At 64.8% G+C, this 17,645-nt stretch carries 19 protein-coding genes; 7 read left to right on the top strand and 12 right to left on the bottom strand.

Annotated elements, in window-relative coordinates; genetic code table 11:
- Positions 1–48 precede the first annotated feature (48 nt).
- A complete protein-coding gene (gene speB, locus AUL31_RS03140; protein WP_060601803.1) occupies positions 49–1,026 on the top strand; it encodes an agmatinase in 978 nt (325 codons plus the stop codon).
- Positions 1,023–1,943, top strand: coding sequence for an N-acetyl-gamma-glutamyl-phosphate reductase (gene argC, locus AUL31_RS03135; RefSeq protein WP_060601169.1), 921 nt, complete (start codon positions 1,023–1,025; stop codon positions 1,941–1,943). The genes speB and argC overlap by 4 nt, the downstream gene beginning before the upstream one ends.
- Here the strand turns inward: argC and AUL31_RS03130 are convergent, their stop codons facing one another.
- On the bottom strand, positions 1,944–3,041 hold the full coding sequence (locus AUL31_RS03130; RefSeq protein ID WP_060601165.1) for a COX15/CtaA family protein: 1,098 nt from the start codon (positions 3,039–3,041) through the stop codon (positions 1,944–1,946). It lies immediately after the preceding gene.
- Positions 3,042–3,181: 140 nt separating this feature from the next.
- Here AUL31_RS03130 and AUL31_RS03125 point away from each other — a divergent pair, with 140 nt between their 5' ends.
- Both AUL31_RS03125 and AUL31_RS03120 read left to right on the top strand, forming a co-directional pair.
- Positions 3,182–3,391: a DUF2842 domain-containing protein gene (locus AUL31_RS03125; protein ID WP_060601162.1), complete on the top strand. Its 210-nt coding sequence runs from the start codon at positions 3,182–3,184 to the stop codon at positions 3,389–3,391.
- A gap of 65 nt (positions 3,392–3,456) precedes the next feature.
- Positions 3,457–4,017, top strand: coding sequence for a polysaccharide biosynthesis/export family protein (locus AUL31_RS03120; RefSeq protein WP_060601159.1), 561 nt, complete (start codon positions 3,457–3,459; stop codon positions 4,015–4,017).
- A gap of 38 nt (positions 4,018–4,055) precedes the next feature.
- Here the strand turns inward: AUL31_RS03120 and AUL31_RS03115 are convergent, their stop codons facing one another.
- The 7 genes from AUL31_RS03115 to AUL31_RS03085 form a co-directional block, all read right to left on the bottom strand.
- Entirely contained in the window at positions 4,056–5,228 is a 1,173-nt protein-coding gene (locus tag AUL31_RS03115) for a fumarylacetoacetate hydrolase family protein (RefSeq protein ID WP_060601157.1), read from the bottom strand.
- Entirely contained in the window at positions 5,221–6,069 is an 849-nt protein-coding gene (locus tag AUL31_RS03110; RefSeq protein ID WP_060601153.1) for a fumarylacetoacetate hydrolase family protein, read from the bottom strand. The genes AUL31_RS03115 and AUL31_RS03110 overlap by 8 nt, the downstream gene beginning before the upstream one ends.
- 96 nt (positions 6,070–6,165) lie before the next feature.
- Positions 6,166–7,095 (bottom strand): dihydrodipicolinate synthase family protein, encoded by a 930-nt coding sequence (locus AUL31_RS03105; RefSeq protein WP_060601150.1) that lies wholly within the window; start codon positions 7,093–7,095, stop codon positions 6,166–6,168.
- A gap of 119 nt (positions 7,096–7,214) precedes the next feature.
- Positions 7,215–8,015, bottom strand: a complete 801-nt coding sequence (locus AUL31_RS03100) for a transporter substrate-binding domain-containing protein (RefSeq protein ID WP_060601147.1) — start codon at positions 8,013–8,015, stop codon at positions 7,215–7,217.
- A 50-nt stretch (positions 8,016–8,065) separates the two neighbouring features.
- Positions 8,066–8,842, bottom strand: coding sequence for an amino acid ABC transporter ATP-binding protein (locus AUL31_RS03095; protein WP_280137889.1), 777 nt, complete (start codon positions 8,840–8,842; stop codon positions 8,066–8,068).
- A gap of 3 nt (positions 8,843–8,845) precedes the next feature.
- Entirely contained in the window at positions 8,846–9,496 is a 651-nt protein-coding gene (locus AUL31_RS03090; RefSeq protein WP_082646773.1) for an amino acid ABC transporter permease, read from the bottom strand.
- A gap of 16 nt (positions 9,497–9,512) precedes the next feature.
- The gene (locus AUL31_RS03085; RefSeq protein WP_060601140.1) at positions 9,513–10,196 is read right to left on the bottom strand and encodes an amino acid ABC transporter permease; all 684 of its coding nucleotides are present in this window, start codon (positions 10,194–10,196) and stop codon (positions 9,513–9,515) included.
- 234 nt (positions 10,197–10,430) lie between these two features.
- Here AUL31_RS03085 and AUL31_RS03080 point away from each other — a divergent pair, with 234 nt between their 5' ends.
- The 3 genes from AUL31_RS03080 to AUL31_RS03070 are packed head-to-tail and all read left to right on the top strand — an operon-like array spanning position 10,431 to position 13,765.
- Positions 10,431–11,969, top strand: a complete 1,539-nt coding sequence (locus tag AUL31_RS03080) for a UxaA family hydrolase (protein ID WP_060601135.1) — start codon at positions 10,431–10,433, stop codon at positions 11,967–11,969.
- A gap of 4 nt (positions 11,970–11,973) precedes the next feature.
- Positions 11,974–12,969, top strand: a complete 996-nt coding sequence (locus tag AUL31_RS03075; protein WP_060601131.1) for a GntR family transcriptional regulator — start codon at positions 11,974–11,976, stop codon at positions 12,967–12,969.
- 49 nt (positions 12,970–13,018) lie between these two features.
- Complete coding sequence (locus tag AUL31_RS03070; RefSeq protein WP_060601127.1) at positions 13,019–13,765, top strand: SDR family NAD(P)-dependent oxidoreductase; 747 nt, start codon at positions 13,019–13,021, stop codon at positions 13,763–13,765.
- A 54-nt stretch (positions 13,766–13,819) separates the two neighbouring features.
- Here AUL31_RS03070 and AUL31_RS03065 read toward each other — a convergent pair whose 3' ends face one another.
- From AUL31_RS03065 to AUL31_RS03050, 4 genes are all read right to left on the bottom strand, one after another.
- Positions 13,820–14,578: an iron ABC transporter ATP-binding protein gene (locus AUL31_RS03065; protein WP_060601125.1), complete on the bottom strand. Its 759-nt coding sequence runs from the start codon at positions 14,576–14,578 to the stop codon at positions 13,820–13,822.
- Positions 14,575–15,495, bottom strand: coding sequence for an iron chelate uptake ABC transporter family permease subunit (locus tag AUL31_RS03060; RefSeq protein ID WP_060601802.1), 921 nt, complete (start codon positions 15,493–15,495; stop codon positions 14,575–14,577). The genes AUL31_RS03065 and AUL31_RS03060 overlap by 4 nt, the downstream gene beginning before the upstream one ends.
- 46 nt (positions 15,496–15,541) lie before the next feature.
- Complete coding sequence (locus AUL31_RS03055) at positions 15,542–16,486, bottom strand: ABC transporter permease (protein ID WP_060601800.1); 945 nt, start codon at positions 16,484–16,486, stop codon at positions 15,542–15,544.
- A gap of 70 nt (positions 16,487–16,556) precedes the next feature.
- Complete coding sequence (locus AUL31_RS03050; RefSeq protein ID WP_082646771.1) at positions 16,557–17,423, bottom strand: siderophore ABC transporter substrate-binding protein; 867 nt, start codon at positions 17,421–17,423, stop codon at positions 16,557–16,559.
- Between the last annotated feature and the right edge of the window lie 222 nt (positions 17,424–17,645).

Here is a 17,645-nt window from a genome sequence, read left to right as displayed (position 1 = left end):
GTCGCAGGAAACTGCGGCCCTTTTCTTTTATGCGAGCGGAGTATGGCCATGGCCGGAAAATCGATCGACCACGCGTTTACCGCCACCGGCAATCTCGGTGCGGCATCCGACCCGACCTATGCGGGTGTGCCCTCGTTTCTGCGCCGTCGCTTCACCAAGGACGTGTCGGGCACCGACGCCGCCGTCTGGGGCATTCCTTTCGACAGCGCGGTCTCGAACAGGCCCGGCGCGCGCTTCGGGCCGGCAGCCATCCGCCGCGCGTCCATCATCTTCGACAACGACCCGCAATATCCCTTCGGCATCGACCTGTTCGAACGCATGGGCGTGGTCGACTACGGAGACTGCCTGCTCGATTATCGCCTGCCGGAAACCGCGCATGAAGCGATCCGCGCAGAGGCTTCGGCGCTTATGGCAAAGACCGGCTTCCTGCTGACGCTCGGCGGCGACCACTCGATCACCTGGCCGCTGCTGCAGGCGCATGCGGAAAGGCACGGCCCGCTTGGCTTGATCCATTTCGATGCGCATCAGGATACCTGGCCCATCGCCATCGCGGCGGATGGATCGCAGCGCGTCGACCATGGTTCGTTCCTGATTGCGGCGGTCGAGGCCGGCCTCGTCGACCCGCAACGGTCGATCCAGGTGGGCATCCGCACCCATGCGCCCGAAAGCTGCGGCATCGAGATCATCCATGGCGATGCGCTGGACGAGATGAGCGCCGCCGAGATTGCCGCGCGCATTACGGCACGCGCCGGCTCCGGCCCCGCATACCTGACCTTCGACATCGACTGCCTGGACGTGGCCTTTGCGCCGGGCACGGGCACCCCCGTTGCGGGAGGGCCGTCCAGCGCGCGAATGCTGTCGGTGCTGCGCAGGCTCGGCCATCTTCCCATCGTCGGCGCAGACGTGGTGGAGGTATCTCCGCCCTACGACCACGCGGACATGACCGCGATTGCTGCCGCCACGGTGGCTATGTATATGCTCGGCCTGAGGGCCGAAAAGCTCGAAAGCGGAGTAAGGCAGGCATGAAACCGCGTATCTTCATCGACGGCGAACACGGCACCACGGGCCTTCAGATACGCGCGCGCCTGGCAGGCCGCGACGATATCGAGCTGACCTCCATCCCCGAGGCGGAGCGGCGCAATGCCGACCTGCGCGAAGAGATGCTGCACGCCGCCAATATCGCGATCCTGTGCCTTCCCGACGATACCTCGCGCGATGTGGTCGCCCTTCTCGGCGGCAACAGTTCGACGCGGCTGATCGATACCAGCACCGCTTTTCGCACCGCCGAGGGGTGGGTCTACGGCTTTGCCGAACTGGAGCCGGACCAGGCCGGGCGCATTCGGGAAGCGCGCCTTGTCGCCAATCCCGGCTGCTACCCGACGGGGGCTATCGCGCTGTTGCGTCCGCTGCGGGACGCCGGCCTGCTGCCGGCCGATTATCCCGTTTCGGTCAACGCGGTGTCCGGCTACACGGGCGGCGGCAAACAGATGATTGCCCAGATGGAAGATCCGACACGCGAGGACGCCATCGCCTCCCCGCATTTCCTGTACGGGCTGGACCTGCAGCACAAGCACCTGCCCGAGATGCGGACCTATGGCCGGCTGCCCAGGGACCCGATCTTCGCGCCGTCGGTTGGGCGTTTCGCGCAGGGCATGCTGGTGCAGGTGCCGTTGCATCTGGAGGGCGTCTCGCCCGAAACCATCCATGGGGCGCTGGCCGAGCACTATGAGGGGCAGGATATCGTAACGGTGGCGTCGCTGACCGAGAGCGCCGGCGTAAAGCGGCTGGACCCGACGGAACTTGCGGGCACCGACCGCATGAAGCTGCATGTCTTTGCATCCAGGGACGCAAGCCGCGTCAACCTCGTGGCGCTGCTGGACAATCTCGGCAAAGGGGCTTCCGGCGCCGCCGTCCAGAACATGGATCTGATGCTGGCCGGCTGATCAGCCGGCCCTAGCGCCCTCGGGCGCCCCGACGCGCGGAAACATCGGCCGCGCGTGAATAACCGAAAGCGTCAGCACGCCGATAGCTCCGGCCTGATGCAGCAAGGCCCATTCGATCGGCACATGCATGAGAAGCGTTGCGATGCCGAGGCCGGCCTGCGCCAGCACGGCGCCAACCAGCCAGAGCGCGCCCAGCGAATAGTGAGCGGACGGCGCTGCGCGCAGGCAGCGCACGGCATGAACGATCACCACCGTCAGGAGCAGGTAGGCCCCCAACCGGTGGAAGAACTGCACCGCCTTCACATTCTCGAAGAAATTGTGCCAGACGGGCTGCATGGAGAACAGGCCGGACGGCACGACCGCGCCGTCCATCAGCGGCCAGGTATTGTAGGCCAGGCCGGCATTGAGGCCGGCGACGAGCCCGCCCAGATAGATCTGGAACAGGCAGAGGAACACGATGGCCAGCGCCATGCGCCGGCTGCCGCGCGACGGGGTGGCATCGGCCCGCAATGGCCGCAAGCCTTCGGCAACCCACAGGGTCGCGATGAAGATGATGCAGGCGGTGGTGAGATGAACCGCCAGCCGGTACTGGCTGACGTCTGTGCGCTCCGTCAGGCCGGAGGCCACCATCCACCAGCCGATGGCGCCCTGCAGGCCACCAAGCGCAAGAATGCCGAGAAGACGGGGCTTCAGACGGCTTTCGAGCCGGCCCGTGGCCCAGAAGAAGGCGAGCCCGACCGCAAAGACGAAGCCGACGCCCCGCGCCAGAAAGCGATGCGCCCATTCCCACCAGAAGATCGTCTTGAACGCATCCAGGCTCATGCCGCGATTGACGAGCTGGTATTGCGGTATCTGGCGATAGAGGTCGAACTCTTCCTGCCATTCGGCGGCGGACAGCGGCGGGATAATGCCGTGAATGGGCTTCCACTCGGTGATCGAAAGCCCGGATTCGGTCAATCGCGTCGCGCCGCCAACCACCACGAGGGCAAACACCATCGCCGCCGCCAGATACAGCCAAAGCCGGATCGCCCGATTGGAACCGGTGGTTCCGGCGCGTGTGCCGGCCGGTTGGCGTGAGATGACCTGCGTGTCGACCATGGGGATGCCATTCCAGATACGGTGTCGCACATCCGGCCTTGCGTCCGGCGCACAAAGCGATCATTTGGACCCAAATCGATGATGCCGCAAGCGGGCCATCCAGCGCCTCGGTCAAAATGCGGTCAACACAGGATCGCCGAATGCCCGTCCGCCTGAAGAAACTGATCGGCACCGTGCTCCTGATCGTCATCGTGATCCTGTACGCCATCATCGCCACCGCCATCGCCTCGGCAACGCTGGCCAATGCAAGCGGCTGGGTGCAGCTTCTCTACTTCCTGCTGACGGGCCTGATCTGGATCCTGCCGGCGATGGTCATCATCAAGTGGATGGAGACGCCGCCGCGCCGCTGACGACTTAGCGTTTGGTTAACTATGATGCGACTATAGTTAACCAAGGGTTGTAATCGGCGGATAAGATGGCACGTTTCGGTGGATTGGCTGCGGCATTCTGCGCGTCTGCGCTGGCCACTGCCTGCACGACGTATCAGCCGCCCGCCCCGGCCTTCCACCCTGCCCTCACCGGCGAGCATTACGTCGATTCCGGCGACAGGCTGCGCATCACCGTCTATGGCGAGGACGATCTTTCCAGCCAGTACGCGGTAGACCAGGCCGGCTATCTTTCGATGCCCCTGATCGGCAACGTGCCGGCGCGCGGGCAGACGACCAGCCAATTGCAGGGGGCTATCGAAGCGCGGTTCCGCGACGGCTTCCTGCTGCATCCAAGCGTCGCGATCGAGGTGGCGGAGTATCGCCCGGTCTTCGTGATGGGCAGCGTCGGCGGGCCGGGCCGCCACGCCTTTCTGCCGGGGATGACGGTGCAGAACGCCATTGCCGCCGCCGGCGGCTTCGGCCCTTCGGCCGACCAGGCGAGCGTCGACCTGACGCGCGCCGTCAACGGGCAGGTCATGACTGGCCGCGTCCTGATTACCGATCCCGTCATTCCAGGTGACACCATCATGGTGCGCGACCGGTTCTGAGCGTCGCGGCAGCCAGGGGCCGCCGCGATGCAGAATGGTCAGAGCAGACCGCGGCCCGCCAAATTGCGCATCAGGTGGCTGACGCCGAACGTCCATGGCTCGCAGGCATCCGTTGCGCGGATTTCGTTGACGAGCGTGCCGAGGCGCGGCGAATGGATGGCGACGATATCGCCCTCCTTATGCGTGAAGCCCTGCCCTGCCACATCGCGATCGTCCGTCGGGGCGAACAGGGTGCCGAGGAAGAGGACAAGGCCATCGGGATAGGCATGATGGCTGTTGAGCGTCTGTGCCGCCAGATCGGCCGGATCGCGGCTGATCTTGTCCATCAGCGAGAAGCCCGACAGCACATAGCCTTCCCGGCCTTCCACCGTCAGGTCCAGGCGCGCATTGCGGATATCGTCCAGGTTAAAATCCGCGTCGAAGAAGCGGATGACCGGGCCGATCGCACAGCTTGCATTGTTGTCCTTGGCCTTCGACAGCAGCAGCGCCGAACGCCCTTCGAAATCGCGCAGGTTGACGTCGTTGCCGAGCGTGGCGCCGACGACCGTCCCTTCCGAGGCGATCACCAGCACGATTTCCGGCTCCGGGTTGTTCCAGGCCGAGTCCGGGCGCACGCCGGCAAGCTGGTTGGAGCCGACCGACGACAGGATCTGCGCCTTGGTGAAGATTTCGGCATCGGGGCCGATGCCGACTTCCAGATACTGGCTCCAGACGCCCTTTTCGGTCAGGACGCGCTTCAGCTCCATCGCTTCCGCAGAGCCGGGCTTCAACGCCTGCAGATCGTCGCCGATCAGGCGGCCCACCTCTTCGCGGATGGAGCGGGCTGCCGTTGGGTCGCCCTTGGCGCGCTCTTCGATGACGCGCTCCAGCATCGAGACGGCGAAGGTGACGCCGGCCGCCTTGACGGCCTGAAGGTCGATCGGGGCGATCAGCCAGGGCCGCGACGCATCCCGCGTGTCGGGATGGGCGTTGGAAAGGATGTCCTCGAAGCGCCCGACAGTCTCGCCGGCGGCGGCGCGCAGTGCGGCCGCCGGGTCTTTGCTTTCGCACAGGTCGCGCATGGTGGCGAAGGTGGCAGAGATATCCACCACATCGCCATCGCGGATCGCCGCCACGCAGGGGCCGATGTCCGGCCGCCATATGCGCGCCGCCAATGCGGCCGCGCCGGCATCCTGCGGCAGTGGCGGCAGGCTGGCTGCGCCGTCAGCCATTGTACGCCACCACGGCCTGCTCCTGCCGGCCGAGACCTTCGATGCCGAGAGCCACCGTTTCGCCGGCCTTCAGGTAGCGCGGCGGCTTCTTGCCCATGCCGACGCCGGGAGGGGTGCCGGTGGTGATGACGTCGCCGGCCTCGAGCTTCATGAACTTCGAGAGATAAGCGATGATGTGGGCGATCGTGAAGATCATGGTCGAGGTATTGCCCGTCTGCATACGCTGGCCGTCGACATCCAGCCACATGTCGAGCTTCTGCGGATCGGCGATCTCGTCACGCGTGACAAGCCACGGGCCGAGAGGGCCGAAGGTCGGCGCGCTCTTGCCCTTGGTCCACTGGCCGCCGCGCTCGATCTGCCATGCCCGCTCGGACACATCGTTGCAGATCGTGTAACCGGCGACATGCGACAGCGCATCCGCTTCCGATACGTTGTACGCATCCTTGCCGATCACGATGGCGATCTCGACTTCCCAGTCGGTCTTTTCCGAGCCGGCCGGCACGATCACCGGGTCGAAGGGGCCGCTCAACGACGAGGGCGACTTGTTGAAGACGATCGGCTCTTCCGGGATCGGCAGGTTCGATTCATGCGCATGGTCGACGTAGTTGAGGCCGATGCACAGGAAGTTGCCGGCGCGCGGCACCACCGCGCCAAGGCGCACGCCCTCGGGCGCTGCCGGCAGCGAAGCCAGATCGGCCTTGCGGAGCTTGTCCAGCGCGGCATCGGAAAGGTTGTCCGGCGTAAAGTCGGTCACGATGGACGACACATCGCGGACGACGCCGTCATCACCGAGGATGCCGGGCTTTTCCTGGCCGGCCGGGCCGAAGCGTACGAGTTTCATCGAAATAATCCCTCTTTTCCCTGGGGGCGCACAGCGCCGCACCTGCTTTGGACAGGACCCGTCCGCCGTAACATAGGTTACGGCCGAGCGACAGGCCTATTTGCCCCAGCTGAGCGCCAGTGGCTGCACTTCGCGGGCGAGTTCCAGCAAGCCTTCACGCGTGGCGGGGTGGATCTGCTCCATCGGATGGCGCACCCGGTCGCAGCCGATGACGCCGCCTTCCTGCATGACGGTCTTGGCCGCCCGCAGGCCGCACTGCCGGTTTTCGTAATTGACCAAGGGCAGCACATGCGCATACGCCTTTGCCGCCTCGGCGCGGTTGCCGGCACGGTGATGGTCGAAGACCGGGCGCAGAAGGTCGGGCAGCAGTGCGCTCGACATGGTGCCGGTGGCTCCGGCGTCGAGATCCGCCATCATGGTGATCGCCTCTTCGCCGTCGAACGGCCCTTCGATCACGTCGCCGCCGGCCTCGACAAGGGCGCGCAGCTTGGCGGCCGCCTGCGGCGTCTCGATCTTGAAGTAGCGGACCAGTTCCAGCTCGCGCGCCATGCGCACCAGGAACGGCACCGAAAGCGTAACGCCCGACAGCGGCGCATCCTGCACCATCACCGGAATGCCGGCCGCTTCGGACACACGCTGGAAATGCTCGAAGATGTGCTTTTCGTCGGCGCGCAGCGCGGCGCCATGATACGGCGGCATCATCATCAGGATGGCGGCGCCCTGCCCTGCGGCGCTCTTGGCTCGGGCTGCCGCGATGTCCGTGGAGAAGTGGCTGCACGTCACCATGACAGGCACCCGGCCGGCCACATGCTCCAGGCAAAGCCGGGTCAGCGTCTCGCGCTCATCGTCCGACAAAAGGAACTGCTCGGAGTAGTTGGCAAGAATGCAGATGCCGTCGACACCCTGGTCGATCATGCAATCCATGACGCGGCGCTGACCTTCCAGGTCCAGCGCGCCGTCTTCCAGAAACGGCGTCGGTGCGACCGGGAACAGGCCCGTGAACGGCTGGCGCGCGGTAGAACTCATTCTCAATTCCCCTCCCTGGGATCGTCCATCGTACGGCGTGGCAACGGGCGGGCCGCGCGTTCACACCCCATTGTGGCGTGGTAACGCGGTCCGCCCGCCGTGCAAAGCGAAAAGTATGATTAATCGAGCATCTCGGCCGGCAGGCTCTGGCCGAAATACTTCTCATAGATCGCGTTCAGCTTGCCATTGTGCAGGTTGGTGCCGACCCACTCGTCCAGGTAGGCCTTGAACGCGTCGTCGTTCTTCCGCAGCCCGATGGCCATGGGATAGGCGGCCATTTCCAGCTTCACCTCCATGTCGAGCCCCGGGTTCTGCTGCGCTAGCGCCTGCGCGGTGGAAAGCGCGGCGGCAAACAGTTCCTGCTGGCCCGTGGCAACGGCGGTCGTCGCGGTCGCCTCGTCCTCGTACCGCACGATGTTGGCGTCGGACCCGGCTTCCTTGACGGTGCGGGTCAGCTCGATATCGGCCGTGGTGCCGCGCGCGACGGCGATGGACTGGCCGGCAAGCCCGGCAGCATCGGTGATTTCCATGGAAGCCGGAGCGGCGATGACCACCGGGATCACGCCATAGGGGCGCGAGTAATCGATGACCTTCTTGCGCTCTTCGGTAATCGAGAAGGACGCGATCACGGCATCGACGCGGTTGGAGATCAGGAAGGGCACGCGGTTTGCGCCGGAAACGGCGACGACTTCCAGCGTGACGCCCAGATCTTCCGCCAGAAGCTTGGCCGTCTCGATGTCGGACCCGGTCTGCTGCGCGGTGCCGTCGAGCATGCCGTAGGGCGGATGGCCGAGGTCTACCGCGACGACGATGCTGCCGCGCGCCTTGATGTCCGCCAGCGTGTCGGCGCTTGCCGGAGCCGCAACGGCTGCAAGCGTCACTCCGAAGGCCAGCGCGCCGGCCAGAAAACTCTTCATCATATGGTCTCTCCCTGAAATCGACTTTGAGGTTCGATGGATGTCGGCCGCGATCAAAGCCCGTTGCCGATGAATTGCCGCAGCTCCTCTGTCTGCGGGTTTGCGAGCATGTCGCCTTGGCCGGTCTCCCAGACCTTGCCCTGGTGCATGAAGACGACGAGGTCGGCGACCTTCTGCGCGAAGGCCATTTCGTGGGTGACGAGCACCATCGTCATGCCCTCGGACGCAAGGCGCGCGATGACGCGCAGCACCTCGCCCGTCAGTTCGGGGTCGAGTGCCGAGGTCACCTCGTCGAAAAGCATCAGGCGGGGCCGCATGGCCAGCGACCGGGCGATGGCGACGCGCTGCTGCTGTCCGCCAGACAACTGCTCCGGATAGGCCTGCGCCTTGTCCGAAAGGCCGACCTCGGCCAGCACCTCGGCCGCAAGGGCATGGGCGGCCTGGCCCTTGACGCCGTTGACCTTGCGCGGCGCCAGGGTGACGTTCTGCTCTACCGTCAGATGCGGGAAGAGATTGTAGCTCTGGAAGACGATGCCGACATCCTTGCGCAGATCGCGCAGGTCGAAGTCGTTGGCATGCAGGCTGCGGCCGCAGACGGTCAACTCGCCGGAATTGATCTTCTCGAGCCCGTTGATGCAGCGCAGCGCGGTACTCTTGCCCGAGCCGCTCCGGCCGATCAGCGCAACCACTTGGCCGGGTTTGACGTCGAGCGTGATGCCTTTCAGAACCTCGAGCGAGCCGAAGCTCTTTCGCACATCGCGAAAGCGCACAAGCGGTGCCGACTGATCGGTCATGGGGTCTGCCCTTTGCGGAAGTGTCGGTGCGTTCATGGATCAGGCCTCCGAACGGTTCAGGCGGCGCTCGAAGCGGCGGGCATAGACCGAGAGCGGATAGCAGACCGCGAAATACAGGAGCGCCGCGAAGGTGAAGACGACGAAGGGCTGCAACGTCGCATTGTTGAGGATCTTGGCCGAATAGGTCAGGTCGAAGAAGCCGATGACCACCGAGTAGGAGGTGTTCTTGACGATCTGGACCAGAAACCCGACCGTGGGCGGCACGGCGATGCGCAACGCCTGGGGCAGGATCACGTAGACGAAGCGCTGGGTGCTTGTCAGGGCAAGGCACTCGCCCGCTTCCCACTGCGTTTTCGGCACGGAAAGGATACAGCCTTTCCAGATTTCGCCGAGATAGGCGCTGGAATAGAGCGTCATGGCGATGCCCGCCGACACCAGGGCCGACAGCGAATAGCCATAGATGCTGAGGCCGAAATAGACCACGAACATGATGACCGGCAGCGGTATGCCCTGGATGAGCTGCACGTAGAGGCTGAAGGCCCGTGCCACCCAGCGATTGCGGGCGCTGCGCCCAAGCGCCACCGGAAGGCCGACGATGGTGCCGCCGACAAAACCCAGCAGCGACAGGAGGATGGTCCAGCCGGCGCCCTGCACGAGAAACCAGTATTGCGGAAAAGTCAGGCCGAGCAACATGGATCGCGCCTCCTCAAAGCGGGGTCTTCAGTTTACGCAGGCGCGGAAAGGCTGCCTGCGCCACGCCGTGCAACAGCAGCCGCAGCGCCGACGCGAGCGCCAGGTAGACGACGGCGATGACGAGGTAGACCTCGAAGCCGCGGAAGGTGAAGGACTGGATCTGGTAGGCGACGCCCGTCAGCTCGTTCGCCGAGATCTGCGACATGATCGAGGTGGCCAGCATCATCAGGATGAACTGGCTGACCAGCGCGGGATATACGCGCTCCACGGCCTGCGGCAGTTGCACGCTGAAGAACATCTGGCTGCGCGACATGGCGAGGCAGGAGGCCGCTTCAAGCTGTCCGCGCGGAATGGACTGGAAGCCCGCACGCATGATCTCGGCCGTATAGGCGCCGACATTGATGACCAGCGCTATGACGGCGGCGTTGAAAGGCCCGATCCGCGCGCCCATCACGGCCAGCCCGAAGAAGAGCCAGAACACCTGGATGACAAGCGGCGTGTTGCGGATGCCCTCGACATAGATGGTCACGATGCGGCGCGCCCATGCCGGCCCGGACAGCCGGGCCACGGCCGCGGCGGTGCCGAGGACGAAGCCCGGCACGATGGAAACGAGCGTCATCCAGGCCGTCTGCTGGATCCCCACCCAGATGTCGGGCATGTATTCCCGCAAAAACGAGAAGTCGAATTCGTAAGACATGAGAGCTCCCGCCCTGCGGAAGACTTCCACAAGGTAATCTCACTACTGAACTGTGCGTGTGCGTTGTGTACCGCCGGGCCTGCTGCCCGTGGCCCTAGGCCGCCTCGACTATGGACAAGTGTTTCACCCCTCCCGAATTCACTTGCATGGCGCGAGTGAATGAACTTGACTTCGGGACGGCTATCATAGAATGGCTATTGCGTGCAATGACCAATTTTAGAACCAGGTGACGTGATGTCCGAAGCGATCGACACGATTGTCCCGACGATCCTCTTGAACCCGAAAGACAATGTTACGGTGGCGCGCGAGGCGCTGGAAGCCGGCGTTGCGCTTGGGGCGGGCATCGCCACCCTCGAAGCCGTGCCGAGTGGCCACAAGGTCGCCATCCGCGCCATCGCCGCCGGCGAACCGGTGTTGAAATACGGTCAGGTGATCGGTATCGCCTCGCGCGATATCCGCCCCGGCGAGCATGTCCACCTGCAGAACCTTGCCATGCAGGAATCCAACGCCGCCCACAATTTTGCGGCGGATGCGCGCGAAACCCCTCTCCTCCCCGAAGCCGAACGCCGGACCTTCGAGGGTTACCTGCGCCCCGACGGCCAGGTGGGCACGCGCAACTACATCGGCATCATCTCGTCCGTGAACTGTTCGGCCACCGTTTCGCGCGCCATCGCCGATCACTTCAACCGTGGCGGCGGGCTGGCCGGGTTCGACAATGTCGACGGTGTCGTCGCGCTGACGCACGGCACCGGCTGCGCCATCAACATGCAGACAGAGGGATACCAGTTTCTCATTCGCACCTTGAGCGGGTATGCGCGCAACCCGAATTTCGGCGGCATCCTGATGATCGGTCTCGGATGCGAGACCAACCAGATCTCCTTCATCACCGAAAAATACGGGCTTGAGGAAGGCCCGTTGATGCGCACGATGACGATCCAGCAGCTGGGTGGCACGCGCAAGACCGTCGAGATCGCCTCCGGAATCATCCGCGAGATGCTGCCCCAGGTGAATGCGGCAACACGAACGCCGCAGCCGGTATCCAAGCTCAAGGTTGCCCTTCAGTGCGGTGGCTCGGACGGGTATTCCGGCATCTCGGCCAACCCGGCGCTCGGCTATGCGGCGGATTTGATCGTCGAGAACGGCGGCACGGCCGTCTTGAGCGAGACACCGGAAATCTATGGTGCCGAACATCTGCTCACCCGGCGCGCCACATCGCCGGCAGTTGCGCAGAAGTTGATGGACCGAATCGACTGGTGGCGTGAGTATACGGCGCGCCACGGGGCCGAGTTGAACAACAACCCGTCGCACGGCAACAAGGCGGGCGGCTTGACCACGATCCTCGAAAAATCCCTCGGCGCAGTGGCCAAGGGGGGCACGATGCCGCTCGAGGCCGTCTACGAATATGCCGAGCCCATCGACAGGACGGGCTTCGTCTTCATGGACACGCCGGGCTACGACCCCGTCGCCGTCACCGGGCAGGTGGCCGGCGGCTGCCAGGTGGTGGTCTTCACCACCGGCCGTGGCTCCGTGTCGGGCTTCAAGCCGGCGCCCTGCATCAAGGTTGCCACCAATAACGACATGTACGAGCACATGAGCGACGACATGGACGTGAACTGCGGCGGCATCGTCACCGGCGAGGATTCGATCGAGGCGGCCGGCCGTCGCATCTTCGAGAAGGTGCTGGCGGTGGCGTCCGGCGACAAGCCGCTCAGCGAAGTCTACGACTACGGCGACAATGAATTCGTGCCGTGGCAGCTTGGCGCCGTGACCTGACCCGATGAGCATGGCGGCTGAGGCGACAGGAACGGGCAGACGGCCGGCCTATGCGCGGATCTGCGATGCCGTGCGCACGGGCATCGAGCGCGGCACCCTGCCGGCCGGCGCCGTGCTTCTGGAAGGGCCGCTGGCCGAATTGTTCAATTCCAGCCGGTCGCCGGTGAAGCAGGCGCTTGCGCAGCTCGAGTCCGAGGGGCTTCTGTCGCGCTTCCAGGGCCGCGGCCTGATGGTCAGCGGTGCGGACCGTCCGCTGCGCCTGGAACTGACGCAGGAGCATCTGGCAATCGGCGAGGAGGCACTCGCCGATGAACGCACCAACACCGCCGACCTGTATTACTACGAGGTCGAACGCGAGATCCTGAAGCGCTCGCTGTTCGGCCGGTTCCGCGTCAACGAGCTGGCGCTGGCCCGGCATTACGGGGTCGGCCGCACGGTGGCGCGTGAAATTCTGTTGAAGGCGCAACTGGCGGGCATCGTGACCAAGGGCGAAAAGGCCCATTGGTGGATTGTACCCCTCAACGAGGAGCGGCTGCGCAACCTGTACCAACTGCGGGAGCTGCTGGAGCCGGTGGCGTTGCAGGCGGCAGCGGCGCACCTTCCGGCCGATGTCCTGGATGACATCCGCAAGAGGCTCGATCGGGCCATGCAGCGGTTTCCCGACCTTGGCATCGCCGAGCTCGACCAGTTGGAGAAGGACCTCCACACCGACTGTCTCGCCTTCTGTCCCAACCGCGAAATTTTGGAAGCTTTGGGCCGCAGCCGCGCCTCCATCATCTCCGGCAAGCATATGCAGAGCATCCTCATGCGTACGCCGCGGACGGACGCATTCCTGGACGAGCATTCGGCCGTCGTCACCTGGCTGGCCAAAGGCCGGCCGGCGGAGGCTGCGGACGCGCTTCTGAACCACCTGGTGATCTCACGCGAGAAGGGTGTGGAGCGCCTTGCGGAATTTCACCGGCGGTTCAGCGCGACGGCGGTTGACTACATCGTCGATTGACCGCATTCACGCTGCGGGATTGAAAAGTCATATAAATGCGGGAGGGGACATGAACAGGATCGACCTTCAGGGGCGCGTGGCCGTCGTGACAGGTGGGGCGCGCGGCCTTGGCGCCGCGACGGCGCGCCGCTTCATCGACAGCGGGGCACGGGTGGCCATCTGGGACATCGACGCCGCCGCCATAGACGAGGCTGTCGCGATGCTGGGCGATGGCGTCGAGGGCCGGGTCGTGGAACTGACGGACGACGAGGCCGTCAGGGAGGCGGCCGAGGCGCTGGAGCGCGAGGCCGGCAGCTTGGATATCCTGGTCAACAATGCCGGCATCACCGGCGGCAACGGCAAGACCTGGGAGCTGGACCCCGATGTCTGGCGCAAGGTGATCGAGGTCAACCTCGTCGCGCCCTATCTGACCAGCCGTGCCGTGGTGCCGGGCATGGTCCGGCGCGGCTATGGCCGCATCGTCAACATTGCCTCCATCGCCGGCAAGGAGGGCAACCCCAACGCCTCGCACTACTCGGCCTCCAAGGCCGGGCTGATCGGGCTCACGAAATCGCTGGCCAAGGAACTTGCCGGCAGTGGCGTCATCGTCAACGCGGTCACGCCGGCGGCGGCGCGCACGCCGATCTTCGACCAGATGAGCCAGGAGCATATCGACTACATGCTCTCCAAGATCCCCCTCGCCCGGTTCCTGGAGCCGTCGGAAGCGGCCGCGATGATCGCCTGGCTTGCCTCCGAGGAGTGCTCGTTCTCGACCGGGGCGGTCTTCGATCTTTCGGGCGGACGCGCCGTCTACTAGAGCATTACTTGAGAAGAAAGCGTCTTCGGTGAGCTGACGTTCACCGAGGATGCCCTAGCCGAAATAGACGCAGATGCGCCGGCCGCCGATGATCTCCACCGGGATCTCCATGTCGTAGATTTTGGCAAGGGCTTCCGTCGTGATCAGCTCCGACGGAGGCCCCTGCATCGCCAGTCGGCCATCGCGCATGGCCACGATATGGTCGGCGTAGCAGGAGGCGAAGTTGATGTCGTGCAGCACCACGACGACCGTCTTGCCGAGCTTGTCGGCGGCGTTGCGGACAAGCTGCATCATCGCCACGGCGTGTTTCATGTCGAGATTGTTGAGCGGCTCGTCCAGAAGCACATAGTCGGTATCCTGCGCCAGCACCATGGCCACGAATGCGCGCTGCCGCTGGCCGCCCGACAATTCGTCGAGGAACCGTTCGGACAGATCGCCAAGGTTCAGAAAGCCGATCGCCTCGTCCACCTTGGCGGCGTCGGCGGCCGTCAGCCGCCCCTTCGAATGGGGATACCGTCCGAACGAGACAAGGTCGCGGACGGTCAGGCGCATGGCGATCTGGTTGTCCTGCTTGAGGATCGACAGCCGCTTTGCCAGGACGTCGCCCGGCGTACCGGATACGTCCAGCCCGCCAACCGTCACCACCCCCGAGCTCATCGGCGTCAGCCGCGCAACCATCGACAGGAAAGTCGATTTGCCCGCGCCGTTGGGTCCGATGATGGCGGTCACGCCGCCGGCCGGTATCTGCAGCGATACCCCGTCGACCACGGCCACGTCGCCGTAGGCCTTGGTGAGTTGTCCCGTTTCGATCATCGGGCGGCACCCCGCAAGAGCATGATGATGAACATGATTCCGCCGGCGAACTCGATGACGATGCTGAGCGCCGTATAGAAGGCGAAAAGGCGCTCCACGATCATCTGACCTCCGACGAGGCAGATGATGGATATCAGCACCGCTGCCGGTACGACATGCCGGTGGCGGTGCGAGGGGATGGCAAGGTAGGCCAGATTGGCTACCAGCAGCCCGAAAAAGGTGACAGGCCCGACAAGCGCCGTCGAAATTGCCACCAAAAGGGCGACGCACAGCAGAATGCCGCGCACGGCCCGCCGATGGTCGACGCCGAGGCCGATGCTGGTATCGCGGCCGAGCGCCAGCACATCCAGGACCGACAGGTTGCGCAGGGCAAGCACGGACACGATGGTCAGCACGACCGCCGAGATGCCCAGCAATTGCGGGTCGACCGTATTGAAGCTGGCAAAGAGGCGATCCTGCAGCACCACGAACTCGTTCGGGTCCATCAACCGCTGCATGAGCCCCGACAGGCTGCGGAAGAATACGCCGAAGACGACGCCGACCAGCAGCATCAAATGCAGGCTGCGCATGCCGCCCGAGAAGAGCAGCTTGTAGAGCAGGATCGAAAAGCCCGCCATCACCGCCACCTGCACCATGAAAAGCAGGCGCGGATCGAGCCCCGACAGCGCGATGGCGCCGAAGAAGAACAGGATGCAGGTCTGGATCAGCACGAATAGCGAATCGAACCCCATGATGGACGGGGTGAGGATGCGATTGTTGGTGACCGTCTGGAACAGGACCGTCGAAATCGAGACAGCCGCGGCGACGACCACAAGGGCGGCAAGACGCATGCCACGGTACGGCAGCACGAAGCTCCAGCTTCCCCGCGCACCGAGCGTCAGGAAGAGGACGATGCACACGAGCGCCGCCGCACCCATGAGAGACAGGATCAGCGCCGGCGAAACGCGCCGGCTGGTCAGCGGCTCAGCCAAGGCGCTTCCTGTCCTTCAGCAGCAGATACAGGAACAGGCCAGACCCCAGAACACCGACGATGGTGCCGAGCGGAACCTCGTAGGGGGCGCGGATGGTGCGGCCGACAATATCGCAGACGAGCACGAAGAGCGCGCCCGTCAGGGCTACCCAGGGCAGGCCACGGCGCACATTGTCGCCGATGGCCATGGAGACGAGGTTGGGCACGATCAGCCCCAGGAACGGGATGGAGCCCACCGTGACGACGACGACGGCCGTGACCAGCGAGACGATGGTGAGGCCAAGCGCCAGCACACGGCCGTAATGCAGGCCGAGATTGGTTGTGAAGCTGCGGCCGAGGCCCGCCACCGTGAAGCGGTCGGCGGCGATATAGGCGGCCACAGTCAGCGCCAGAGCCAGCCACAGCAACTCGTAGCGGCCGCGTAGTACGCCCGAAAAATCGCCCATCGTCCACGCGCCAAGCGACTGCATGAGATCGTAGCGGTAGGCGAAGAAGGTCGTTCCGGCATTGATGACCCCGCCCAGCATGATGCCGACCAGCGGCACGACAAGCGTCGAGCGATGCGGAATGCGCGCGAGAATCGCCATGAAAAGCGCCGTGCCTGCCAGGGCAAACAGGCTGGCCACCAGCATCTTGCCCATGACGGGCAAGGCCGGCGCAAAAATCAGCACCACAAGCAGGCCGAGGCTGGCCGACTCGACCGTGCCGGCCGTCGATGGCTCGACGAAGCGGTTGCGCGCCAGCATCTGCATCAACAGGCCGGCTACGGCCATCGCCGCCCCTGCCAGCAGCAAAGACAGGGTGCGCGGCAGGCGGCTGACGGCCAGGATCTCCAGCGCAGCCGCATCGGCCCGGCCGGTCAGGACATCGAGGAAGGATACCTCGCTGACGCCGATAAACAGGCTGGCGGCGGCCAGAAGGGCCACCGCCAGCACCATGCAGGGGAAGAGATAACGTTGCATCGCGAAGGTCACGCGCGGCGCCGGGGGCGCCATGCGAATGGTCCGGTTACTGGCCGGACTTGTCCAGCGCCTGCGTGATCTGGTCGACGTTCTGCTGCATCGCCTGCAGGCCGCCGCCGATCAGGTACCAGTTGGCCGGCGTCAGGTAGACGACCTGCCCGTCCTTCCAGGCGCTGGTGCCACCGACAAGCTCGTTGTCGAGCATGGCCGCCGCTGCGCCACGGCCGATGGCTGCGTCGCGGTCGATGACGAAGAGCCAGTCCGGGTTCGTCTTCGCGATATACTCGAACGAGATCGCCTCGCCATGGTTGGCGACGGCAAGGTTGGGATCCGCAGGCTCGAAACCGAAGGTGTCGTGCAGCACGCCGAAACGCGACCCCTTGCCATAGGCGCTCATCTTGTTGCCGGTCGTCAGCACGATCAGTGCGTTGCCGGCCTCGCCGGCCTTTGCATGGAGCGCCTCGATGGAGGCATCCAGCTTTTCCAGCGCCGCGTCGGCCTGCGCCTCCTTGCCGAACACCGTCGCAAGGGTCTTCACGTTCTTCTCGGCGCTGGCGACGAAGTTCTGCTGGTCGACCGTCATGTCCAGCGTCGGCGCGATGGCCGACAGGGCCTCCGCCTTCGGACCCGAGCGCCCGCCGACGATAATGAGGTCCGGCTGCAAGGCGTTGACCGCCTCCAGATCCGGCTCGAACAGCGAACCGACCTTCTCGACCTCGGCAAAGGGCTGCAAATAGTCCGGCAGGACTACCTGCGGCACGCCCGCAACTTGGACGCCCAGGGCGCCCAGCGTATCCAGGCTCGCCATATCGAACGCAACCACCGTCTGCGGCTTCAGCGGAACCTCCTGCGTGCCGCGCGCATCCTCGACCGAGATGGTCTCCTGCGCCTTTGCGACGACTGCGAAGCTCATGGTGCAGGCGGCCAGAAGACCGGCGATCAGAGGGGTGGACAGGCGGCGGGGTTGCGGCTGCACGGTGGACGCTCCTTCAATTCAGGGTCGAATCTGACGGCACCATTAAAATTATGATTGAAAAATTCAAGATTAAACTTTCGTGATGTCGGAAGGATTTTCCGGGGCAGAGCGGGTATTGAGGGCAATCGACCGCCTAGGGCACATGCGGCAAAAGCCGCT

The sequence above is a fragment of the Aureimonas altamirensis genome (genome assembly GCF_001463885.1).
GTDB lineage: Bacteria > Pseudomonadota > Alphaproteobacteria > Rhizobiales > Rhizobiaceae > Aureimonas > Aureimonas altamirensis.
The sequence above is the reverse complement of the archived record's forward strand: the minus strand, read 5'-3'. Positions and strand labels throughout refer to the sequence as shown.

Coding starts and splice junctions, on each gene's coding strand:
- speB (WP_060601803.1), top strand. CDS start 49: ATGGCCGGAAAATCGATCGACCACGCGTTTACCGCCACCGGCAATCTC.
- argC (WP_060601169.1), top strand. CDS start 1,023: ATGAAACCGCGTATCTTCATCGACGGCGAACACGGCACCACGGGCCTT.
- AUL31_RS03130 (WP_060601165.1), bottom strand. CDS start 3,041: ATGGTCGACACGCAGGTCATCTCACGCCAACCGGCCGGCACACGCGCC.
- AUL31_RS03125 (WP_060601162.1), top strand. CDS start 3,182: ATGCCCGTCCGCCTGAAGAAACTGATCGGCACCGTGCTCCTGATCGTC.
- AUL31_RS03120 (WP_060601159.1), top strand. CDS start 3,457: ATGGCACGTTTCGGTGGATTGGCTGCGGCATTCTGCGCGTCTGCGCTG.
- AUL31_RS03115 (WP_060601157.1), bottom strand. CDS start 5,228: ATGGCTGACGGCGCAGCCAGCCTGCCGCCACTGCCGCAGGATGCCGGC.
- AUL31_RS03110 (WP_060601153.1), bottom strand. CDS start 6,069: ATGAAACTCGTACGCTTCGGCCCGGCCGGCCAGGAAAAGCCCGGCATC.
- AUL31_RS03105 (WP_060601150.1), bottom strand. CDS start 7,095: ATGAGTTCTACCGCGCGCCAGCCGTTCACGGGCCTGTTCCCGGTCGCA.
- AUL31_RS03100 (WP_060601147.1), bottom strand. CDS start 8,015: ATGATGAAGAGTTTTCTGGCCGGCGCGCTGGCCTTCGGAGTGACGCTT.
- AUL31_RS03095 (WP_280137889.1), bottom strand. CDS start 8,842: ATGAACGCACCGACACTTCCGCAAAGGGCAGACCCCATGACCGATCAG.
- AUL31_RS03085 (WP_060601140.1), bottom strand. CDS start 10,196: ATGTCTTACGAATTCGACTTCTCGTTTTTGCGGGAATACATGCCCGAC.
- AUL31_RS03080 (WP_060601135.1), top strand. CDS start 10,431: ATGTCCGAAGCGATCGACACGATTGTCCCGACGATCCTCTTGAACCCG.
- AUL31_RS03075 (WP_060601131.1), top strand. CDS start 11,974: ATGAGCATGGCGGCTGAGGCGACAGGAACGGGCAGACGGCCGGCCTAT.
- AUL31_RS03070 (WP_060601127.1), top strand. CDS start 13,019: ATGAACAGGATCGACCTTCAGGGGCGCGTGGCCGTCGTGACAGGTGGG.
- AUL31_RS03065 (WP_060601125.1), bottom strand. CDS start 14,578: ATGATCGAAACGGGACAACTCACCAAGGCCTACGGCGACGTGGCCGTG.
- AUL31_RS03060 (WP_060601802.1), bottom strand. CDS start 15,495: ATGGGTGCGGCGGCGCTCGTGTGCATCGTCCTCTTCCTGACGCTCGGT.
- AUL31_RS03055 (WP_060601800.1), bottom strand. CDS start 16,486: ATGGTGCTGGCGGTGGCCCTTCTGGCCGCCGCCAGCCTGTTTATCGGC.
- AUL31_RS03050 (WP_082646771.1), bottom strand. CDS start 17,423: ATGAGCTTCGCAGTCGTCGCAAAGGCGCAGGAGACCATCTCGGTCGAG.